Origin of the sequence: Lutimonas saemankumensis, assembly GCF_020171465.1 — a bacterium.
In the GTDB taxonomy this organism is placed as follows: Bacteria; Bacteroidota; Bacteroidia; order Flavobacteriales; family Flavobacteriaceae; genus Lutimonas; species Lutimonas saemankumensis.
Window position 1 is genome coordinate 403,438 of record NZ_JAIUZR010000004.1, and the last position, 21,413, is coordinate 424,850.

Consider the following 21,413-nt stretch of genomic DNA (forward strand, 5'->3'; position numbering starts at 1 on the left):
TTTTTGTAACTTGGGTATTCCCCGATTTATCATTTGACACTTTATTCTATGAGACCGTATCTGGTGAAAACCCCAAGATTGGTGCAAAGTTTTTTTTACAATTACTCGTGGCGCATCAAAACAGATAAAAAGGAGATCTATCTCACTTTTGATGATGGACCCGTTCCGGATTTTACCCCTTGGGTCCTTGAAACCTTAAGGAGGTTTGAGGCAAAGGCTACTTTTTTCTGTGTAGGGGAAAATATCAAGAAACATCCTCATATTTATCAGCAAATTTTAGATGCGGATCACAGCATCGGAAATCACACTTATAATCATCTGCAAGGCTGGAAGACCCCGACAAACAAGTACATCAAAAACATTTTAAAGGCCGAATCCTACCTTCAAAGCAGGATGGATAAGCAAGGGAACAAACTCTTCAGGCCGCCTCATGGGCGAATAAGACCTCTTCAGGCTAAGAAGTTAAGGAAACAAGGATATAAGATCATCATGTGGGATGTACTCAGTGGTGATTTTGATCAGAGCCTCTCCAAAGAAACCTGCCTGGAACTGACCTTGAAACACATCAGAAACGGTAGTATCGTCGTTTTTCACGACAGCGATAAATCATTTAAAAATCTGGATTATGTGCTGCCCAAGGTACTTGAGCATTTTACCGAAAAGGGATTTGCTTTTAAATCTATTTATTAAAAATCTTAGACATATTGTTCAACCAGGCTGATCAGGGTATTTGCATCTTGCTGGCCGGTCTGCCTCCACTTCATTTCACCGTTCTTGTAAATGATAAAAGTAGGATTGCCCTTTATCCTTAAGGCGGCAGCAAGAGTTTCGTTTTTTGAAACATCTATTTTGACCACCTTCGCCTTATCTCCCAAAGCAGCCGCCACATCACGCAATATGGAATGCAAATTTGTATTATCTCCTTCCCAGTCTGCATAAAAATCAATTAGCGTGGGGGTTTTCGATCCAATCAATTCTCCAAACTTAGTCATACTATAGTTTTAAATTCTATACTTACAAATATAGTATTTTCTGATAACAAGGAGGGTAAAGTCCAAAAAATTAACGAATTAGCAATAAATTTGTAATTCTTTTTCAGCAGAATCACAAATTTGTACTTTTACATACATCTAAATTCATTCTAATGGCCGAACAAAAAAGACTCTTCTTACTTGATGCCTATGCCTTGATCTTTCGAGGATATTATGCTTTTATTAAAAATCCAAGGATCAATTCAAAAGGGATGGACACTTCAGCTATTATGGGTTTTACCAATTCGCTGCTGGATGTGATCAAAAGGGAAAAACCGGATCACCTGGCCGTTGCCTTTGATAAAGGTGGGTCCCAGATCAGGACCGAGGCATTTCCAGAATACAAGGCAAACCGGCTGGAGACACCTGAAGCCATTAAGATTGCAGTACCCTATATACACAAGATACTTGAGGCCATGCATATTCCTATTATCGAAATGGAAGGCTATGAAGCGGATGATTTGATAGGAACCTTGTCTGTTCAGGCTGAAAAAGCCGGATATAAAACGTTTATGGTTACCCCGGATAAAGATTTCGCCCAACTTGTTACCGAAAATGTGGTCATGTACAGGCCTGCTCGAATGGGAAACGGAATTGAAATCTGGGATGTTGATACCGTTAAGGAAAAATTCGAAATTGAAGATCCAAAGCAGGTTATCGACTTTTTAGGAATGATGGGAGATTCTGTTGACAATATACCGGGTTTACCCGGCGTAGGGGAGAAAACAGCAAAAAAGTTTCTGAAAGCCTACGGAAGTATGGAGGGCTTATTTGAAAACACCCATGAGCTAAAGGGAAAAATGAAAGAGAAAGTTGAAGCCAACAAGGAATTGGGCCTCTTGTCAAAGGAACTTGCCACCATTATGCTTGATTGCCCGGTGGAATTTCATGAAGAGGATTTTGAGTTAAACACCCCGGATTTCAATAAAGTGAGAGAGATCTTTCAGGAGTTGGAATTCAGAAGATCACTGGAAAATCTCAATCGAATTTTTCAGGATCAGTTAGAAACGACTGCACCCCCTTCTAACGATGAGAATAAAAGTTCAGAAGATCAGGCTGAGGGCCATCAGCTTGACATGTTTTCAGTTCCTTCAGGTGATACAGACAGCAACACCTCCATTTCCGGATACCGTCAGGCTGAAAATACGGATCATTTATACCAGCATGTGGGAACTGCATTTGCCCAGGAATTGCTTTTAAAAAAGTTGTTACAGCAGCCTTCGGTTTGTTTTGACACAGAAACTACAAGCCTGAATACACTTGAGGCAAAACTGGTTGGAATCGCATTTTCGTTTTCCAAAGGTAAAGGTTATTATGTTCCGGTTCCTAAGGAAGATGAAGAGGCCCGAGAGGTTCTTCAGAGATTTGAACCTTTTTTTCAAAATGAGTCAATAGAAAAGGTGGGGCAAAACTTAAAGTATGACCTCAAAGTTTTAAAGAATTATGGCGTGGAGATCAAAGGGCCCATTTTTGACACCATGATCGCTCATTATCTGATCAATCCGGATATGAGACATAACATGAATGTCCTCTCGGAAACTTATTTGAAATACACCCCAATACCGATTGAGAATCTAATTGGAAAGAAGGGTAAAAATCAAGGCTCCATGCGTGATGTAAGCCTTGAACTTCAAACCGAATACGCTACTGAAGATGCTGATATTACCTGGCAACTTAAAGGAATATTTGAAAAGGAACTCGAATCGAACGGGCTTACCAAACTATTTAGAGATATTGAAATTCCTCTGGTTGATGTACTGGCATCCATGGAACTTGAAGGGATTCGATTGGACGAAAAATATCTAAAATCTCTGGCAATAGATCTGAACAAAGACATTGAACATCTTGAAAATCTAATTTACACAGAGGCGGATACTGATTTTAACCTGGCATCGCCCAAGCAGTTAGGTGTGGTACTGTTTGAAAAGTTAAAACTCGTAGATAAACCCAAAAAAACCAAAACGGGTCAATATGCCACCGGCGAAGAAATCCTTTCCAAACTGGCTGCCGATCATGAAATTGTAAAGAATATTCTGGAATGGAGGGGCCTTGTTAAATTGAAAAACACTTACGTAGACTCGCTTCCCAACGAGGTAAATGAAAAATCCGGCAGGGTACATACCACCTACAGTCAGACGGTGGCCGCTACGGGTAGATTGAGTTCTAACAACCCTAACCTGCAGAATATCCCTATCAGAACCGAGAGAGGGCAGCAGGTTAGAAAAGCCTTTGTTCCCAGAGATGAGAATTACACGCTCCTTGCAGCCGACTATTCTCAGATTGAACTCAGGCTCATCGCCGAAATGAGCGGTGATGCACAGATGAAGGAGTCTTTCTTAAAAGGAGAGGATATTCATCGTTCTACTGCAGCAAATGTTTTTAACGTTCCGATTGAAGACGTAACCAGAGAACAAAGAAGTTACGCAAAAACGGTTAATTTTGGTATCATCTATGGAGTTTCTGCTTTTGGACTAAGCCAGCAAACCGACCTGAGCAGGTCAGAAGCCAGAGAACTTATTGAAACTTATTACGAAACCTACCCTACGCTTAAATCCTACATAGCTAAACAAGTCGATTTTGCCAGGGATCATGGTTATGTTGAAACCATACTGGGAAGAAGAAGGTATTTAAAGAATATCAATTCGAGAAATGCTATTGTACGTTCTGCGGACGAACGCAATGCTGTAAATGCCCCCATACAGGGAAGTGCGGCTGATATCATAAAAATTGCCATGATTCGGATCCATGAACTTTTGAAAAAAGAAAATTACAGGTCAAAAATGTTGCTTCAGGTACATGATGAACTCGTATTCGATATGCACAAAGACGAACTGGAACTGTTAAGGCCGCTTATTAAAAACACAATGGAAAACGCCTATAAAATGTCCATACCATTAACCGTGGATATCGGCCTTGGAAATGACTGGCTTGAAGCGCACTAATTATGCGTAAAAGCTTTTGGGTTTTAACCTTGTTTCAATTCAAAAACCAATCTAATCTCTACTTCCCTCGTTCTAAATATTTTGAGCATTGATCTGTAGTTCAAAAATATAGCTATATCCTGTTTGTCAAATGAATAATTAGTTGTACTTTTGCAAACTCTTTGAACTGAAGAGAAGGAATGTTTAATTTTAATAAATACGTGTGAACACATTAAGTTACAAAACAGTATCAGCCAACAAAGCTACCGTGAACAAGGAATGGCTTTTGGTGGATGCTGAAGGAGAAGTGTTAGGACGTCTGGCCTCAAAGGTTGCAAAACTGATCAGAGGAAAGCACAAACCTAACTTTACACCTCACGTTGACTGTGGTGACAATGTTGTTATCATCAACGCTGAGAAGATCAAATTAACCGGAAACAAATGGAATGACAAAACCTACGTTCGTCATACAGGTTATCCGGGTGGACAAAGAATGCTTTCTGCAAATGAACTTTTCGCAAAAAATCCGGAAAGAGTTGTTGAAAAAGCTGTAAAAGGTATGTTACCTAAAAACAAACTTGGCAGCGCATTGTTCAGAAACCTTTATGTATATAACGGAGGAGATCATGGACAAGATGCTCAAAAGCCAAGAACTATTAACCTAAATGATATCAAGTAATATGGAGACTATTCACAAAATTGGTAGAAGAAAGACTGCTGTTGCTAGAGTATATCTTTCAGAGGGTAAAGGAAACATTACAGTAAATGAAAAGGCTTATGACAGCTATTTCACTACTGATATGTTGAAATATAAAGTATTGCAGCCTTTAGCACTTACTGAAAATGCTGAAAACTATGATATCAAAGCCAAAGTATTTGGTGGAGGTATTACAGGTCAGGCAGAAGCTATTAGACTGGCAATTACAAGAGCATTGGTTGCTGCCAATGAAGAGAACAAAGCCATCTTAAAGCCGGAAGGATTGCTCACGAGAGATCCTAGAATGGTTGAGAGAAAGAAATTCGGTCAGAAGAAAGCCCGTAAGAAATTCCAGTTCTCTAAACGTTAATTCGATTGTTGTCGAATCTATTAAGGTTCGCAAGAATAAAGTAAAATTGAAAAAACTGTTGTCGTATAAGTTTAGCATCCAAATAATTAAGATTCAAATTCTAAAGACTACTTAGTTATTGCTAAAACACACGGAACGTAAACTAAAACAAAATGGCAAACATAGAAATAAAAGATTTAATTGATTCAGGTGTACACTTCGGACACCTTACAAGAAAATGGAATCCAAATATGGCTCCTTATGTATATACAGAGCGAAAAGGGATTCATATCATTGACTTGTACAAAACTGCTGCTAAAATTGATGAAGCCGGTTCAGCTTTAAATAAAATTGCAGCTTCAGGTAGAAAAATATTATTTGTTGCTACCAAAAAACAAGCAAAAGACATCGTTGCGGATAAAGCAAAAAGTGTAAACATGCCTTACATTACTGAGCGTTGGCCAGGTGGTATGTTGACTAACTTTGTTACGATAAGAAAAGCTGTCAAGAAAATGGCTTATATCGACAGAATGAAGAAGGACGGGTCTTTCGAAGCTTTATCAAAGAGAGAAAAATTACAGATCAATCGTCAAAGGGCAAAACTAGAAAAGAACTTAGGTTCAATAGTTGACATGACGCGTTTACCTGGCGCAATTCTTATTGTGGACATCAAAAGAGAGCACATTGCTGTCGCCGAGGCACAAAAATTAAACATTCCAATTTTTGCCATGGTAGATACAAATTCAGATCCAAGACCGATTGACTATGTAATCCCATCAAATGATGATGCATCAAAATCAATTGAAAAGGTTCTTTCTTACCTGACGGATTCTATTAGTGAAGGATTATCTGACAGGAAGAAAAGTAAAGAGCAGGAAGTAGCGTCAAAAGCTGCTTCAAAAGAAGCTGCTCCTGTAAAAGAAGCTGCTCCTGCAAAAGAAGCTGCCCCTGTAAAGGAGACAGCCGAAGCGAAAAAGGAAGAAAAATAATTGTAGAACTTGTTATCTGACGATAACGTTTAAACATAAAAAAATGACAAAAATAACAGCTGCTGAAGTAAATAAATTGAGAAAAACCACCGGTGCTGGAATGATGGACTGTAAAAAAGCCCTGGTTGAAGCAGAAGGTGATTTTGATTTGGCGATTGAAATTTTACGTAAAAAAGGTCAGAAAGTTGCTGCAAAAAGAGCCGACAGAGAATCTACTGAAGGTGCTGCTGTAGCCGTTGTTAATGAAGACCACACGGAAGGTGCCGTAATTGTATTGGGTTGTGAAACTGATTTCGTTGGTAAAAATGAAAAATTTGTTAATCTGGCTAAGGAATTAGCCGAAAAAGCACTTAAAAGCAATACAAAAGAGGAATTGTTGAGTTCTGATTTTGAAGGAATCACTGTTCAGGAGAAATTGATCGAGCAAACAGGTGTAATCGGAGAAAAAATAGAGCTTTCTGCTTTTGAAAAAATCTCTGCGCCTTACGTGGGGTCATACATCCACTCAGGTAAAATTGCTACAATTGTTGGTTTATCTGCAAAGGTTGATGGAGCTGACGAGGTTGCAAAGGACGTGGCTATGCAAGCTGCAGCTATGAACCCTATAGCTTTGAATGAGGCTGGCGTTGATCAAACTGTGATCGATAAAGAAATTGAAATCGCAAAAGATCAATTGCGTCAGGAAGGCAAGCCAGAGGCAATGCTTGATAAAATTGCTCAGGGTAAGATCAAAAGATTCTTCAAAGACAACACCTTAGTGAATCAGGATTTCATCAAAGACAGTAAAATTAGCGTTGCTAAATACGTAAAGTCAATTGGTGATGTTGAAGTTGTGGACTTTAAGAGAGTGGCCTTAGGTTAATCTCAAAATGAATACATTTTAAAAGGCCCGGGATGATCCCGGGCCTTTTTATTTAAGATATAGAATTCCTTTTATTTTACGCCGATTTGTTCAATTTTTCGTCGTTAATATTTATTATATTTGCACAACTCACATCATAAAATCTATGAAATACAAAAGAATTCTTCTAAAGCTGAGTGGTGAAGCCTTGATGGGTGAAAGGAACTACGGTATCGATTCTAACAGATTGGCCGATTATGCTGCCGATATAAAAAATATTGTCGACAAAGGAGTTGAAGTTGCCATAGTCATAGGAGGTGGAAATATTTTTAGAGGCCTCGCAGGAGCCAGTAATGGAATGGACCGTGTCCAGGGGGACTATATGGGAATGCTTGCAACCATCATCAATGGTCTTGCGCTGCAGAGCGCACTAGAAGAAGCTGAGTTACAAACCAGATTACTTACCTCGATAGAAATGAAACAAATAGCTGAACCATTTATCAAAAGGAGAGCTGTTAGACATCTTGAAAAAGGTCGTGTTGTCATTTTTGGAGGAGGAACGGGTAATCCATATTTTACAACAGATACCGCAGCAGTTTTAAGAGCTATTGAAATAAATGCCGACGTGATTATCAAGGGAACCCGTGTGGATGGTATTTACACTTCTGATCCCGAAAAAGATTCGAGTGCCATTAAGTTTGAAAATATTACCTTTAAAGAAGTCATGAACAAGGATTTGAAAGTCATGGATATGACGGCTTTCACACTGAGTGAAGAAAATGACCTTCCTATAATTGTTTTTGACATGAACAAAAAGGGGAACCTGATGAAAGTTATATCAGGTGAAAATGTAGGAACCTTAGTCAATTCTTAAATCTTTAATACCATGAATGAAGAAGTTCAATTTATTGTAGATTCAGCCAAAGAAAATATGGATAATGCGATCCATCACCTTGAATCGGAATTCCTGAATATTAGAGCCGGAAAGGCAACTCCCTCGATGCTCAGCGGTGTCAAGGTTGAGTATTATGGTGCATTGACCCCGCTGACTCAGGTGGCTAATATAAATACTCTCGATGCTCATACAATCACCGTTCAACCATGGGAAAAACAACTTATTCCGGAAATTGAAAAGGGTATTTTAACGGCCAATTTAGGGTTCAATCCGATGAATAACGGTGAAAGCGTAATCATCAACGTCCCGATCCTGACGGAAGAAAGACGAAAAGAACTTGCCAAGCATGCGAAAGCAGAAGCAGAAAATGCCAAGGTGAGCGTTAGAAACGATCGTAAAGAAGCGAATCACGAATTAAAAAAACTCGAAATCTCTGAAGATCTGTTATCCAATGCTGAAATAGATGTTCAGGAACTCACCGATTCCTATATCAAAAAGGTCGATGCCTTGTATGTTATAAAAGAAAAAGAAATTATGACGGTCTGATCCTAAGATAATTTAACTTATTGATCAACCATTTTGTCAAAAATTTTCATAGTAATGTTGAGGATCATTGACGCTTGAAGGGAAAATTAAATTAAGTATGAATTTTTGGCAAGTAGTTTCAAGGTTTATTTTAAAACAGCGAATTTTTATTCTCATTGTTTTGGCGGCGGCAACAGTGTTCCTGGGTTCAAAAATTCAAAACATTAAATTTTCTCATTCCGAAGCCAATCTTCTTCCAAAGGACCATATTGAAAATGTCAAATACGATAATTTTCTGGATATTTTTGGAGAAGAGGGGAACATGATCATTCTTGCGGTCCAGGACAGCAGCATCTTCAAAGTTGATAATTTTAACAGGTGGAATGACTTCTCCCATATGCTGGACTCATTCCCGGAAGTTGATTTTTCGATTTCTGTTGGAGATATCAAAAAACTGAAAAAGGATAAAAAGAATCAAAAGTTCTTTGTAGAGCCTCTTTATGAAAACATTCCCTCCTCAGATGAAGAAGTTGCGATAATAAAGAACGAGCTGTTTGAAAGTTTACCTTTTTTTGACAACATTCTTTATAACAAAGAAACAGGTACGGTTCAAACAGCCATATATCTTGACAAAACCATTGTCAATACAAAGAAAAGAGAACGATTTGTTTTTGATGTTCTAAATCCTTCCGTAGAAGCTTTTGAAAAAGAAACCGGACTGGATGTCAGGGTCTCGGGTATGCCCTATATCAGAACCATGAATGCCCAGAACATCATTGATGAAATTGGCATCTTTGTTGGACTTGCCTTGTTTATTACCTCATTGATTTTCTGGTTGTTCTTCAGGTCCTATCGCGCCACCTTTATCACCATGACCGTTGTAAGTATTGGTGTAGTATGGGCACTGGGCTTTATAGGCTGGTTTCAGTACGAAATTTCTGTGCTGATGGCCCTTATTCCTCCATTGATCATCGTTATTGGGGTTCCAAATGCCATTTTTTTGATCAATAAATACCAGCAGGAAGTTAAAAAACACGGAAATCAGGCCAAATCCCTGCAACGCGTAATTTCTAAAATTGGTAATGCAACCCTGATGACCAATATTACCACGGCCTCGGGATTTGCCACTTTTATTTTTACCAACAGCCAGCTTTTAAACGAGTTTGGTATAATTGCCTCGATTAATATACTTGCTATTTTTATTCTGTCGCTTTTAATCATTCCAATTATCTACAGCTTTATGCACAAGCCAAAGGATAAACATTTGGAGCACCTGGAAAGGAAATGGATCGATGCCATTGTAAACTGGATGGAAAATACGGTTCGGCATCACAGAATAGCGATTTATATATCAACCGTTGGTATCATTGTTACAAGTATTATTGGGGTATATATGATAAGGGTTTCGGGAAGCTTGATCGAAGATATGCCCAAAGGGAAACAATTCTATAAAGACATTCTCTTCTTTGAAAAGGAGTTTGGCGGAATCATGCCCCTGGAGATACTCATTGACACCAAAAAGAAAAAAGGCGTGATGAACCTCGCCACGATGAAAAGAATGAATAAGCTGGATGAGGAGATCAATGAGATCCCTGAATTATCCAAATCGATCTCGATCCTGAATATGGTTAAGTATTCAAAACAGGCGTTTTACAACGGTAACCCTAAATATTACCAGCTCCCTACGGAACAAGAGAAAAATTTCATCCTGGCCTATACTAAAAATTCAGAAGCTACTTCAGAGCAATTAAACAATTTTGTCGATTCCACCGGGCAGTTTGCCAGAATGACAACCTTTATGAAGGATATTGGAACCGATAAAATGGAAAACATTGAGCAGAGAATTAAAGAAAAAGTGAATCAGGTATTCCCAAAAGAACGTTACAATGTATCTCTTACAGGTAAAGCTCTTGTGTTTTTAAAAGGCACGAATTATCTGGTTAAAAATCTGGTGATCTCACTTTCTTTGGCCATCTTTTTGATTTCGCTGTTTATGGCCTGGATGTTTCGATCTTACAAAATGATCATAATCTCACTGATTCCCAATATTCTCCCTTTGCTTATTACGGCAGGATTAATGGGATATCTGGGTGTTCCGATTAAACCATCTACCGTTTTGGTCTTTAGTATAGCCTTTGGAATCTCGGTTGATGATACCATTCACTTTCTGGCCAAATACAGGCAGGAACTTATTGCTCATAAATGGAACGTCCGTAAATCAGTTTATGCTGCCCTTCGTGAAACAGGAGTGAGTATGTTCTACACTTCGGTGGTGCTGTTCTTTGGATTCTTGGTCTTTACCGTGTCTAGTTTTGGCGGTACAATTGCGCTTGGGGGACTTGTGTCTGTTACACTTCTTTTTGCGATGGTATCTAATTTGTTACTTTTACCTTCATTGCTCTTATCTTTGGAATCGAAGATCGCTAATAAGAAAACGTTTAAGAAGCCAGCAATTACAATCATCCCCAAAGAGGATGAAGAAACCTAAACATTGGAATTACTATGAAAGGAATTATTCTCGCCGGTGGAAGCGGCACCCGTTTACATCCCCTGACCCTGGCTGTCAGCAAGCAGCTTATGCCTATTTACGACAAACCAATGATCTATTACCCGCTTTCTGTTTTATTACTTGCAGGAATAAAGGAAGTGCTGATTATTTCAACACCGCATGATTTACCTTTATTTAAAAGGCTTTTAGGTGATGGAAAGAATCTCGGATGCCGTTTTGAATATGCCGTACAGGAAATTCCCAATGGTTTGGCTCAGGCTTTTGTTATAGGCGAATCATTTATAGGCAATGACGATGTAGCCCTTATTCTTGGAGATAATATCTTTTATGGGTCAGATCTGGAGCGCAGGCTGACCGAGGCGGTAGAATCTGAAGGCGGGGTTGTTTTTGCCTACCATGTAAATGATCCTGAAAGATACGGGGTCGTTGAATTTGATGAGAATAGAAAAGTGGTTTCCATTGAAGAGAAACCTAAGAACCCTAAATCAAACTATGCTGTTCCGGGTATCTATTTTTATGATAATTCTGTAGTCCACAAGGCTAAAAATATAAAACCTTCAGCGCGTGGGGAATATGAAATCACGGATATCAACAAAGCTTATCTGGAAGAAGGTAAATTAAGAGTGGTTACCCTTGGAAGAGGAACGGCATGGTTGGATACGGGAACTTTTTCCTCACTTATCCAGGCACAACAATTTGTACAGGTGATCGAAGAACGACAAGGGCTTAAAATCGGCTGCATCGAGGAGATCGCATACAGAAAAGGTTTTATCGACGCTTCTCAGCTAAAAGAAGTGGCTAAACCGCTTTTAAAAAGTGGATATGGCGAGTATCTGATGGAAATTTTAAAATAAATATACTTTCCCAATTTTATCGCTTTGTGTATCTTTGCCTCCTAAAATTTTGAGGATGCAAAACTTAAGTGTAGCAGAGCTTTTAGAGGCAAAACATATATTACAGGAGGTTCAGGTCAAAGGTTGGGTAAAAACGTTCAGAAGTAATCGTTTTATCTCGGTTAATGACGGTTCAACCCTTAAAAATATACAGTGTGTCATCGATTTTGAAAAATTCCCGGAGGAAGATTTAAAACAGATCTCAACCGGTGCCGCCCTTGACATCAGGGGAGTTTTGGTAGAAAGCCAGGGCAAGGGCCAGACAGTTGAAATTCAGGTTTCGGAAATAGCAATACTTGGAGGTTCAAACCCGGAAGAATACCCGATTCAACCGAAAAAGCACAGTATGGAGTTCCTTCGCGAAAATGCTCACCTGAGAATTCGTACAAATACGTTCAGCGCCGTGATGAGAATCAGATCCGTTTTGTCATTTGCCATCCATCAGTATTTTATCAATAACGGGTTTTACTATTTTCACGCTCCTATTATTACCGGATCGGATGCAGAAGGTGCGGGAGAAATGTTCAATGTTTCAACTCTCGATAAGAAGAATCCTCCTTTGAATGAAAAAGGAGAAATTGATTTTAAGGAAGATTTTTTTGGAAAAGAGACCAATCTGACGGTATCGGGTCAGCTCGAGGCTGAATCCTATGCCATGGCACTTGGGAAAGTCTATACATTTGGGCCCACTTTCAGAGCTGAAAACTCAAATACATCACGTCACCTGGCCGAGTTCTGGATGGTTGAACCTGAAGTTGCCTTCAATGATCTTGATGCTAATATGGATCTAAGTGAAGACTTTATCAAATATATTCTTGGCTATATTCTTGAACATTGTCAGGATGACCTTGAGTTTTTGGAAAAAAGGTTGCTGGATGAGGAAAAGACAAAACCAGCGGCTCAGCGAAGTGAGATGGCGCTTCGAGAAAAATTAAGGTTTGTCATTGATAACAACTTTAAAAGGGTAAGTTACACAGAGGCCATTGAAATTTTAAAGAACTCGAAACCCAATAAAAAGAAAAAATTCAAATTCCCTATACATGAATGGGGTGCGGACCTGCAAAGTGAGCATGAAAGATACCTGGTTGAAAAACATTTTAAATCGCCGGTCATCCTTTTTGACTATCCCGCAAATATTAAAGCCTTCTATATGCGTTTAAATGACGATGGAAAAACCGTTAGGGCCATGGATGTACTTTTCCCGGGTATAGGAGAAATCGTGGGCGGAAGCCAGCGTGAGGAAAGACTGGACGTTTTAAAGGAGAAAATCAAGGCTCTTGGCATTGATGAAAAGGAATTATGGTGGTATCTCGACCTCAGAAAGTTTGGTACGGCTGTTCATTCCGGTTTTGGTCTTGGTTTTGAAAGAATGGTACAGTTTGCGACGGGTATGGGTAACATCCGTGATGTGATTCCTTTCCCAAGAACACCTCAAAGCGCTGAGTTTTAGAAGGTATTGACAAGATGGCCTGATGTCTTTCGCCTCATACTTTTTTCGTAACTTTAGCTGACAGTTAATACTTGTATGTTAAAACAGAATTTACAGCAAAAATTACAGCAAAAGTTATCTCCTCAACAAATTCAGTTGATGAAGTTGATTCAATTGCCTACACAGGCTTTTGAACAGAAACTGTCCCAGGAAATTGAGGAGAATCCCGCGCTGGAAAGCGGTAAAGAAAGTGTTGATGAATTCCAGGACAACGGGAATGAATATGACGATACGGGAACTGAATCCATAGAAACTGATATCAATATTGATGACTATCTCAGCGATGATGAGATCCCAAGTTATAAGTTACAGTCAAATAATTACAGCAGTGACGATGAAGATAACCGGGTACCTTATTCCGGTGGCATAACTTTCAACCAGCATCTTAGTAATCAGTTACACACTTTTAGCCTCGATCCCCAGGAAGAACTTATTGCCGAATTTATGGTAGGCTGTATTGATGATAACGGATATATCCGGAGGACCATTGATGATATCATTGACGATCTGGCATTTTCCGAAAATATCTATACAACCCATGAGGAGGTTGAAAAGATCCTGGAAGTGATCCAGCAACTTGATCCAGCGGGAGTTGGCGCCCGTTCATTAAAAGAATGTCTTTCGCTTCAATTGAAACGAAAAGAAGAGACTAAGGATAGAAAACTGGCCCAGGACATCCTGGATAGTTCTTTTGATCAGTTTGTAAAGAAGCATTATGCCAAGATGGCACAGAAGTTCAATATAACCATGGAAGAACTAAAAGGGGCCATTAAAGAAATTGAACGATTAAACCCAAAACCCGGTGGCGCTTATTCTGGGAATCAGACCATTATAGAACATATCGTTCCGGATTTTACAATTCGAATCAATGAAGGAAACCTTGAATTAAGCCTTAATGCCAGAAACGCTCCTGATCTTCATATTTCGAGAGAATATGATAACATGTTGAAGGGATATTCAGAATCAAAGGAAAAATCAAAGTCTCAGAAAGATGCTATCATGTTCATAAAGCAAAAACTGGACGCCGCAAAATGGTTTATTGACGCCATTAAACAACGTCAGCAAACCCTTATGATCACTATGACCGCGATCATGAACTATCAAAAAGAATTCTTATTGACTGGTGATGAACGAAAATTGAGGCCCATGGTCCTGAAGGATATCGCGGACCAGATCAATATGGACGTTTCCACGGTATCAAGGGTTGCCAACAGCAAATATGTGGATACTCCTTATGGGACTAAGCTTGTTAAGGAATTCTTTTCTGAATCTATGAAAAATGAACAGGGTGAAGATATTTCTACAAGAGAGATAAAGAAAATTTTACAAACGGAAATCGATAACGAGGATAAAAAGAAACCACTTACCGACGAAAAGTTATCTAAATTATTAAAAGAAAGTGGCTATCTTATCGCCCGAAGAACCGTGGCCAAATATCGTGAACAACTCGATATTCCGGTCGCAAGGTTGAGAAAAAAGATTCTTTGATCTATGTTTATTTACAAACTTGTTTCCTACTTGTTACATCCGCTGTTGTTTTCGTTTTTCGGCAGTTTTCTGTATCTATACCTTACACCAAAGCATATTATTAAACAACAAGAGTATATCATTTTACTGATTGTATTTGTAAGTACTTACATTGTTCCTATCCTGTTGCTTGCCTTGCTGAAAAGAGTAAATATGATTCAGGATTATCATCTTAGAACGATAGATGAAAGAAAATTTCCTATACTTTTCTTCATCATGCTTTCCTTTCTCCTGGGAAGGGCCATGCTGGGAATTCAAATTGCCGATTTACTTGCCTTCTCTTTTTTTGGAGTGGCATTTGCTTTGAGTTTTACCTATCTCTTTTTCAATATAAACATAAAAACCAGTCTGCATATGCTGGGAATTGGAGGAATTATTGGGTTTGTGATGGTGATGAGTTATGAATACCGCCTTAATTTTACCTCACTGCTTTCAGGTTTGTTCTTGCTTGCAGGACTTATAGGTGTGTCAAGATTAGGTTTAAACGCACACAGACCCAAAGAAATTTATCTCGGATTCTTGCTGGGTATGGTCTCGCAGTTCCTAAGCTTCCAGGTCTATCAGAATATATAAAATATCAACCCTACGCGGATATCATTCACATTGATATCATATGGGTTTTCCGGCGCGTTATTGAGTAAATCGTTTAATCCATAATACACGTGTAGATTCCACTTGTTGTATCCCGCCGAAAATGTAAGTCCGTATATAAAATCATTGATACTTACAATGTCTCTGATGTCGTAATCATATGCCTTGTCCGAACTTGTTTTGTTTGCGAATACATAGGAAATTTTAAAGCCGGGATAAAATCTCCAGAATTTATATTTGGTAGCCGTAGATCCCCTGAATCTTAATTCCAATGGTAGCTCTAAAGTATGGATATTGATTTTATTGTTTAGGGTTCCTACTTCAGTCGGCGGATCCGTCTGATCAAATTTAATGTTGAAGTAATAATTGGTAAATCCGTATCCCAAACCAGCCCCTAAAGCAACATTTCTCTTTTTGTTAAGAGGGAAATCTTTAATAAAACCTAATCCAACCCCAAACGAAAAACCTGACTGATCAATTGGATCAGGTGTATTGAGCAATTGCACGTAGGTAAGATTAAAATAAAGTTGATCTTCAAGGTATTTGTCATCGACAAACATTTCTTTATTCTGCGCCTGAAGAGAACCGATAAATAAAAGAAACAGTATGGCTGTCCTAAGCATAATACCTTATTGAATGATCAAAGGTAACTTTTTTAAGGAAGAATTCCCAAGCAAAAGGATCTACTAGTTCAACAAATGTGGCTCAAGGTTGATCTGAAGCTTTTTGGAAAGAATCTTCCTTAATTCTTCAGCCGTTTCGGGCTCTATCAGGTTCAACGCCTTAACTCCACATAATTTTTCAATTAATTCAGCTCCTGCATAAGTATTGGTGGCAATACCGCTTACAATATCAGGTACCATCTTAAAACTCTTCATCACACCATAAACTGCGTATGGATCTGATGCACACAGGATATTGCATTTCACAGAGTCCTTCAATTCTTCAAAAGCGATGTCACCGTTATATGGTTCAAGAGGAGAGGCTCCTAATTCTATTACCGCAACATCGGCATCCACACCTTGAATTCTGCTTAACAATTGCACAAGTTTTTTTCTGAATTTCTCTCTTGGGAAAATAGAAGAGGGAAGTCCTATATCGACAAAATCAAAAATATGGCTCGCTCCAACATCCTTAAGGGAAAGCGTATCCCTGTAACGGCTCGCACCTGTGAGTTTACCTGCAACAATTTTAAGCCCTGCACGTTTCAATTGATTAACAATGATCCTGGCCACTGTTGTCTTGCCTGCCGACATAGAGGTCCCGACAAGAAGAATTACCGGCATGTCGAATTTCCTGTAGGGTACAGTTTTAACATAATCATCCATTTTGCAAATCTTACCTTCCCGCATGACATGACCAACATACTTGATTTCAATCAGGTCCGGAACACGAACAGATTTAGATGTGCATTTCCCGACAAGTCCACCTCCGGTGAGCAGGTGCATGATACCATCCTCCTCTGCTTCTCTCCATGAACCGGTAGCCTCAAGGGTTGCATACCTTTCTCCAAGTGCTCCTGCAACAAGATCCTCTTTCATAAAACTTCTCATTCTTCCGTTGATCAGTTCTATCTGCATCTGATCATTTCCGGTTTTAGTAATCTGACCGATTACATAATCTCCTGTTTTCCATTTGAACTTCTCCAACTTCTCAACTTCAAAAGGGTATTTGTGCAGATCACCTATTCTCAGCATCGAAGAAAAAATATATTCTGAATTCATAATTTATGCTTTTTGGGGTGAAACAATAATTTCTTGCTCTATATCTTCATTTGCCAGTAACATGGCCAAAAGTGTTGTTCTTTCGATCAGCTTTTCTCTAAAAATAAACTCATGCCTTGCGTGGGCACCGTCACCAACAGTTCCCAAACCATCCAGGGTTGCCGTGTAAAGACTGGTTGTGTTGCCGTCTGACCCACCTCCTGCCGTGGTCTCTTCAAGATTCAGTTCCATACTTGAACCTATTTTCTTTGCCAGTTTCCAAAGCTTTTGATTTCTTTCCGTTCTTTCCATAGGCGGCCTTCCAAACCCTCCCTCTATGGCTATGGAAGTGCCTTTGTGCTTTGGCCGAAGGTTCAGAATCTTTTTTTCAACTTCACGGGCATCTTCCAGGTTATAAACTCTCACATCCACCACAGCCTGACTTTCTTCAGCAATAACATTAGCCGATGATCCTCCTTCGATCATTCCCACATTAACGGTTATTCCTTTTTCAAAATCATTAAGCTGAAACAAATTCTGAATTTGATAGGACAATTCGACAATGGCGCTAACTCCTTCTCCGGGATTCAATCCTGCATGAGCAGGTTTTCCAAGTACCCTGATTACAAATTTTCCGATTCCTTTTCTAGCTGTTTTTAACTTTCCTTCAAACCCTAATGGAGGCTCCAGTATAAACGCTCTCTTTGCAATTTTTGCAACTCTTTTGATCGCCATTGTAGACTCAAAACTTCCTATTTCCTCATCAGAATTGATCAGTATTACGGGACATAAATCCATTTTGGCCCCAATATTCCGTAGCGATTTCAAGGCAAAGATCATTTGGGTTATTCCGGCTTTCATGTCAAAAATTCCGGGGCCTGCTATTTTTCCGTTTACCTCCTTGATTGGCATGGATTCAATGGTGTTTAACTTCCATACGGTATCGCAGTGTCCGACCATCAGTTGAATCCCTTTTCCTTCCTTAACAAGAGGCCTTGCAAAAAGATAACCACCCGTTCTTTTTCCTGGAAACAACAGGGTATAGAATCCAAGTTCCGACAAGGAATCTTCTAAGATCTTAAGTATTTGTTGCTGCGATGATTTATTTTTCGAAGGTGTTTCACAGGCCACAAGACGTTTTAAAAAAGCGATCATTTCTTTCTGATGCTTCTTTAAATACTGATCAATATGTCTAGCGACAGATGTTTCCATGCCAAACTATTTAAATCCCCTAACGTTTGAAATCTTTTGGATAGGGATAGCTATAGGTTTTTTCAATACTGGCAAACCGACCTTGTGCAATGTAGGCCAGCAGGGGATGTTCGTAAATTTGCTTTTGCTGCCCTTCATCTGAAATGATTATATAATCTTTGTCTACCCAGGCGGATTCAATTTTACCGCATATCATACTATAATCATCAAAGCCATCTATAATCTTAAAAAGACGGCAATCCAAAATCACATAAGAATCCTTTAAGTAAATGCTTGTTCCTTCTTCATTGAATATGGTGGGTATCTGATCTGATATTTCTTTTGAAAAGTCTTTTACAGCGGATCTAGGCATTGCAGCAAGGGAAGACATTAATATATGATCCGGCTTTACAAAACTGACTGAAAATCTATCGTGGTCTTTAATATTGTGATAAGTTCTGTGGCGGGGAGTACATACGAATCCAAAATAATCTGAAAACCCCAGTGGAGTGACCATGTGTTTGGGCGCAAGGTCAAATCCGTTCTCTTCCTGCGTTCCAACAACCACTAAGGGAGCAACCATATAAAAATGGTCCCAGATTGATTCTTTAACGTCTAAAGATATAAAGTCTTTAAAAGGTTCCTTCACTTGCATAATACGTCCTCATTTTAGTCTAAACCCTATCTTTTAAAGTTACTAAAAATGATGATGATTTCCAATTATTTGGCCTTGTATTTACTCTGGAACAAAAAAAAATGCGAACCAATTGGTTCGCATTTTTTCTAGTTTCAATTAGATCGAAGCCTATTCTTCGGTGCTTTCTTCTTTAGCTTCCTTTTTATCAGCTCCATCATTATTATCTGCCTCAGCTTTTTCCTCTTTCAATACATCAGATTCAACGACAACAGTTTTTTCATCAGCTGTAACTTCCTGAGAAGAAGACTCACTGATCGAAACCTGCTCGGTAACCTGAATTGATTCCATGTTATGTGCGGTAATTGTTTCAGCTTCCATAGCGATACTTGGTGCGATGACCAGGGCAACTACGGACATTAACTTTAACAATATGTTTAGGGAAGGGCCTGATGTATCCTTGAACGGATCTCCTACAGTATCCCCTACTACGGCAGCTTTGTGGGCACCTGTTCCTTTTCTTCCCTGTTCCTCGATCATCTTTTTAGCATTATCCCATGCACCACCTGCATTTGACTGAAAGATGGCCATTAATACCCCCGCAGTAGTTACTCCCGCAAGAAGTCCTCCTAACATTTCCGCGCCACCAACAAAACCTATCAAAACGGGCACAGCTATGGCCAACAGACCTGGAAGTACCATTTCTTTGATTGAAGCCTGGGTAGAGATCTCAACACATTTTTCATACTCGGCTACTCCATCGGCAGCATCAAAGATTTTTCTGTCTTCTTCTGAAGCTTTCGACATATCCGAATCATATTTTCTCATTACTTCCAACGCGGCATGCAAGGCAGGAATATCTCTAAATTGACGTCTTACTTCTTCAATCATTGCCATGGCCGCTCTTCCAACTGCATTCATTGATAAAGCAGAAAATACAAAAGGTAGCATACCTCCTACAAGCAATCCCGCCATAATTCTTGGTTGTGAAACGTCAATTGCTGATACGTTAGCTGTCTTCATAAAAGCCGCGAACAATGCAAGGGCCGTCAAAGCTGCAGAAGCGATGGCAAATCCTTTACCAATTGCAGCAGTTGTGTTACCAACAGCATCAAGTTTATCGGTACGCTCTCTTACTTCAGATGGCAGTTCCGCCATTTCTGCAATACCTCCTGCATTATCAGAAATTGGTCCGTAAGCATCAACTGCCAACTGGATTCCAGTATTGGCAAGCATGCCCACTGCTGCGATCGCGATCCCGTAAAGACCCGCAAACTGATGGGATACCAAAATCGCACCGGCGATCAAAATAATGGGAATAGCTGTTGACATCATTCCAACACCCAATCCGGCAATAATATTTGTAGCAGATCCTGTTTCAGACTGTTCCACAATAGAATTTACAGGTTTGGTCCCGGTTCCTGTATAATATTCCGTTATTTTCCCAACTCCAAATCCGGCAATTAACCCTGATAATACAGCCCAAAAAACTCCTAAAGAGGTAAATTCTCTACCATCAACCAGCCAGTTTGCCGGTAATAGACCAGATTGTACTATGATAAAATAAGAAGCTACGATCATTAAAAACCCTGAACCGAATTCTCCCAGATTTAATGCCTTATGAGGGCTTCCTCCATCCTTAACTTTCACAAATAATGTTCCAATGATAGACATGATAATTCCTACTGCTGCGAGGACAAGTGGTAAATAAACACCTCCCAATCCATTGTAGCTGCCGGCAAATTCCGGTAAAGTTGCGAAAAACGCTCCCAATACCATCGTACCTATTATCGAACCGACAAATGATTCAAATAAGTCGGCTCCCATTCCTGCTACGTCTCCAACATTATCTCCTACGTTATCCGCAATCGTTGCTGGGTTTAAAGGGTGATCCTCAGGAATCCCTGCTTCTACTTTTCCTACAAGGTCCGCTCCAACGTCAGCAGCTTTTGTGTATATTCCCCCGCCAACACGAGCAAATAAAGCAATAGAAGATGCTCCCAGAGAAAACCCGGATAGAACATTAAGAACTTCATTGATACCCCAGCCTAGTTCGCTGTAGATCATGAAAAGACCACTAAGCCCTAATACGCCAAGACCAACTACACCCAAGCCCATCACAGCTCCACCTGCAAACGCCACTTCCAGGGCTTTTCCTAAAGAGGTTCTCGCCGCCTGAGTGGTTCTTACATTCGCTTTAGTTGCTACACGCATTCCTATGAACCCAGCCAGGGCCGAACAAATTGCACCTACAATAAAAGATACAGCTACCATACCATTCGATCCTTCCTCAGACTGACCTTTGAAGAATAATAATACAGCTACAGCGATAACAAAAATTGATAAAATCTTATACTCCGCTTTCAAAAATGACATGGCACCCTCAGCGATGTGCTTTGCGATGTTTGCCATTTTTTCTTCCCCAACTTCCTGTTTAGATACCCATGCATTTTTAATAAACACAAATGCCAGGGCAATCACGCCAAATAAAGGCAAATAACTTACGATTAATTCCATTTTAAGTGTACTGTTTTTTAAGTGATTTGATTTTTAAGGTGCTAAAAGTAAGCAAACTTATGAGATAAAAAAAACCACTATTCAATTAAATAGTGGTTTCATATATCCTAC

19 protein-coding genes are annotated in these 21,413 nt (G+C 39.5%); 13 read left to right on the forward strand and 6 right to left on the reverse strand.

Translation table 11 applies throughout. From position 1 onward, the window contains the following. Window positions 1-48: 48 nt before the first annotated feature. Window positions 49-690: a polysaccharide deacetylase family protein gene (locus tag LCM02_RS09550; RefSeq protein WP_224928669.1), complete on the forward strand. Its 642-nt coding sequence runs from the start codon at window positions 49-51 to the stop codon at window positions 688-690. 5 nt (window positions 691-695) lie between these two features. On the opposite strand, the gene LCM02_RS09555 is transcribed toward LCM02_RS09550, so the two are convergent. Further along, complete coding sequence (locus LCM02_RS09555) at window positions 696-992, reverse strand: thioredoxin family protein (RefSeq protein ID WP_224928672.1); 297 nt, start codon at window positions 990-992, stop codon at window positions 696-698. A gap of 152 nt (window positions 993-1,144) precedes the next feature. Here LCM02_RS09555 and polA point away from each other — a divergent pair, with 152 nt between their 5' ends. The 12 genes from polA (at window position 1,145) to LCM02_RS09615 (ending at window position 15,239) form a co-directional block, all read left to right on the forward strand. Further along, on the forward strand, window positions 1,145-3,973 hold the full coding sequence (gene polA / locus LCM02_RS09560; RefSeq protein ID WP_224928675.1) for a DNA polymerase I: 2,829 nt from the start codon (window positions 1,145-1,147) through the stop codon (window positions 3,971-3,973). 202 nt (window positions 3,974-4,175) lie between these two features. Then, on the forward strand, window positions 4,176-4,631 hold the full coding sequence (gene rplM, locus LCM02_RS09565; protein ID WP_224928678.1) for a 50S ribosomal protein L13: 456 nt from the start codon (window positions 4,176-4,178) through the stop codon (window positions 4,629-4,631). Window position 4,632: 1 nt separating this feature from the next. Beyond that, on the forward strand, window positions 4,633-5,019 hold the full coding sequence (gene rpsI, locus LCM02_RS09570) for a 30S ribosomal protein S9 (RefSeq protein WP_224928681.1): 387 nt from the start codon (window positions 4,633-4,635) through the stop codon (window positions 5,017-5,019). A 152-nt stretch (window positions 5,020-5,171) separates the two neighbouring features. Further along, the gene (gene rpsB / locus LCM02_RS09575; protein ID WP_224928684.1) at window positions 5,172-5,987 is read left to right on the forward strand and encodes a 30S ribosomal protein S2; all 816 of its coding nucleotides are present in this window, start codon (window positions 5,172-5,174) and stop codon (window positions 5,985-5,987) included. A 43-nt stretch (window positions 5,988-6,030) separates the two neighbouring features. Continuing rightward, on the forward strand, window positions 6,031-6,849 hold the full coding sequence (gene tsf / locus LCM02_RS09580; protein WP_224928687.1) for a translation elongation factor Ts: 819 nt from the start codon (window positions 6,031-6,033) through the stop codon (window positions 6,847-6,849). 145 nt (window positions 6,850-6,994) lie between these two features. Further along, window positions 6,995-7,702, forward strand: a complete 708-nt coding sequence (gene pyrH / locus LCM02_RS09585) for a UMP kinase (protein ID WP_224928690.1) — start codon at window positions 6,995-6,997, stop codon at window positions 7,700-7,702. 12 nt (window positions 7,703-7,714) lie between these two features. Continuing rightward, entirely contained in the window at window positions 7,715-8,269 is a 555-nt protein-coding gene (frr, locus tag LCM02_RS09590; protein WP_224928694.1) for a ribosome recycling factor, read from the forward strand. 97 nt (window positions 8,270-8,366) lie between these two features. Then, on the forward strand, window positions 8,367-10,736 hold the full coding sequence (locus LCM02_RS09595) for an efflux RND transporter permease subunit (protein WP_224928697.1): 2,370 nt from the start codon (window positions 8,367-8,369) through the stop codon (window positions 10,734-10,736). A 14-nt stretch (window positions 10,737-10,750) separates the two neighbouring features. After that, window positions 10,751-11,611, forward strand: coding sequence for a glucose-1-phosphate thymidylyltransferase RfbA (gene rfbA, locus LCM02_RS09600; RefSeq protein WP_224928702.1), 861 nt, complete (start codon window positions 10,751-10,753; stop codon window positions 11,609-11,611). A gap of 55 nt (window positions 11,612-11,666) precedes the next feature. Continuing rightward, complete coding sequence (gene asnS / locus LCM02_RS09605; protein ID WP_224928705.1) at window positions 11,667-13,100, forward strand: asparagine--tRNA ligase; 1,434 nt, start codon at window positions 11,667-11,669, stop codon at window positions 13,098-13,100. Window positions 13,101-13,175: 75 nt separating this feature from the next. After that, the gene (rpoN, locus tag LCM02_RS09610) at window positions 13,176-14,627 is read left to right on the forward strand and encodes an RNA polymerase factor sigma-54 (RefSeq protein ID WP_224928708.1); all 1,452 of its coding nucleotides are present in this window, start codon (window positions 13,176-13,178) and stop codon (window positions 14,625-14,627) included. A gap of 3 nt (window positions 14,628-14,630) precedes the next feature. Further along, complete coding sequence (locus LCM02_RS09615) at window positions 14,631-15,239, forward strand: hypothetical protein (RefSeq protein ID WP_224928711.1); 609 nt, start codon at window positions 14,631-14,633, stop codon at window positions 15,237-15,239. Here LCM02_RS09615 and LCM02_RS09620 read toward each other — a convergent pair. The 5 genes from LCM02_RS09620 to LCM02_RS09640 form a co-directional block, all read right to left on the reverse strand. Beyond that, window positions 15,227-15,880, reverse strand: a complete 654-nt coding sequence (locus LCM02_RS09620) for a porin family protein (protein WP_224928714.1) — start codon at window positions 15,878-15,880, stop codon at window positions 15,227-15,229. The genes LCM02_RS09615 and LCM02_RS09620 overlap by 13 nt on opposite strands. Window positions 15,881-15,943: 63 nt before the next feature. Further along, the gene (locus LCM02_RS09625; RefSeq protein WP_224928717.1) at window positions 15,944-16,981 is read right to left on the reverse strand and encodes a DUF1611 domain-containing protein; all 1,038 of its coding nucleotides are present in this window, start codon (window positions 16,979-16,981) and stop codon (window positions 15,944-15,946) included. 3 nt (window positions 16,982-16,984) lie between these two features. Continuing rightward, window positions 16,985-18,172: a M20 family metallopeptidase gene (locus LCM02_RS09630; protein WP_224928720.1), complete on the reverse strand. Its 1,188-nt coding sequence runs from the start codon at window positions 18,170-18,172 to the stop codon at window positions 16,985-16,987. A 19-nt stretch (window positions 18,173-18,191) separates the two neighbouring features. Beyond that, window positions 18,192-18,806, reverse strand: coding sequence for a flavin reductase (locus LCM02_RS09635; RefSeq protein WP_224928723.1), 615 nt, complete (start codon window positions 18,804-18,806; stop codon window positions 18,192-18,194). A 150-nt stretch (window positions 18,807-18,956) separates the two neighbouring features. Beyond that, window positions 18,957-21,302 carry a sodium-translocating pyrophosphatase gene (locus LCM02_RS09640; protein ID WP_224928726.1) on the reverse strand — a complete coding sequence of 782 codons (2,346 nt, stop codon included), beginning with the start codon at window positions 21,300-21,302 and terminating at the stop codon, window positions 18,957-18,959. Window positions 21,303-21,413 lie beyond the last annotated feature (111 nt).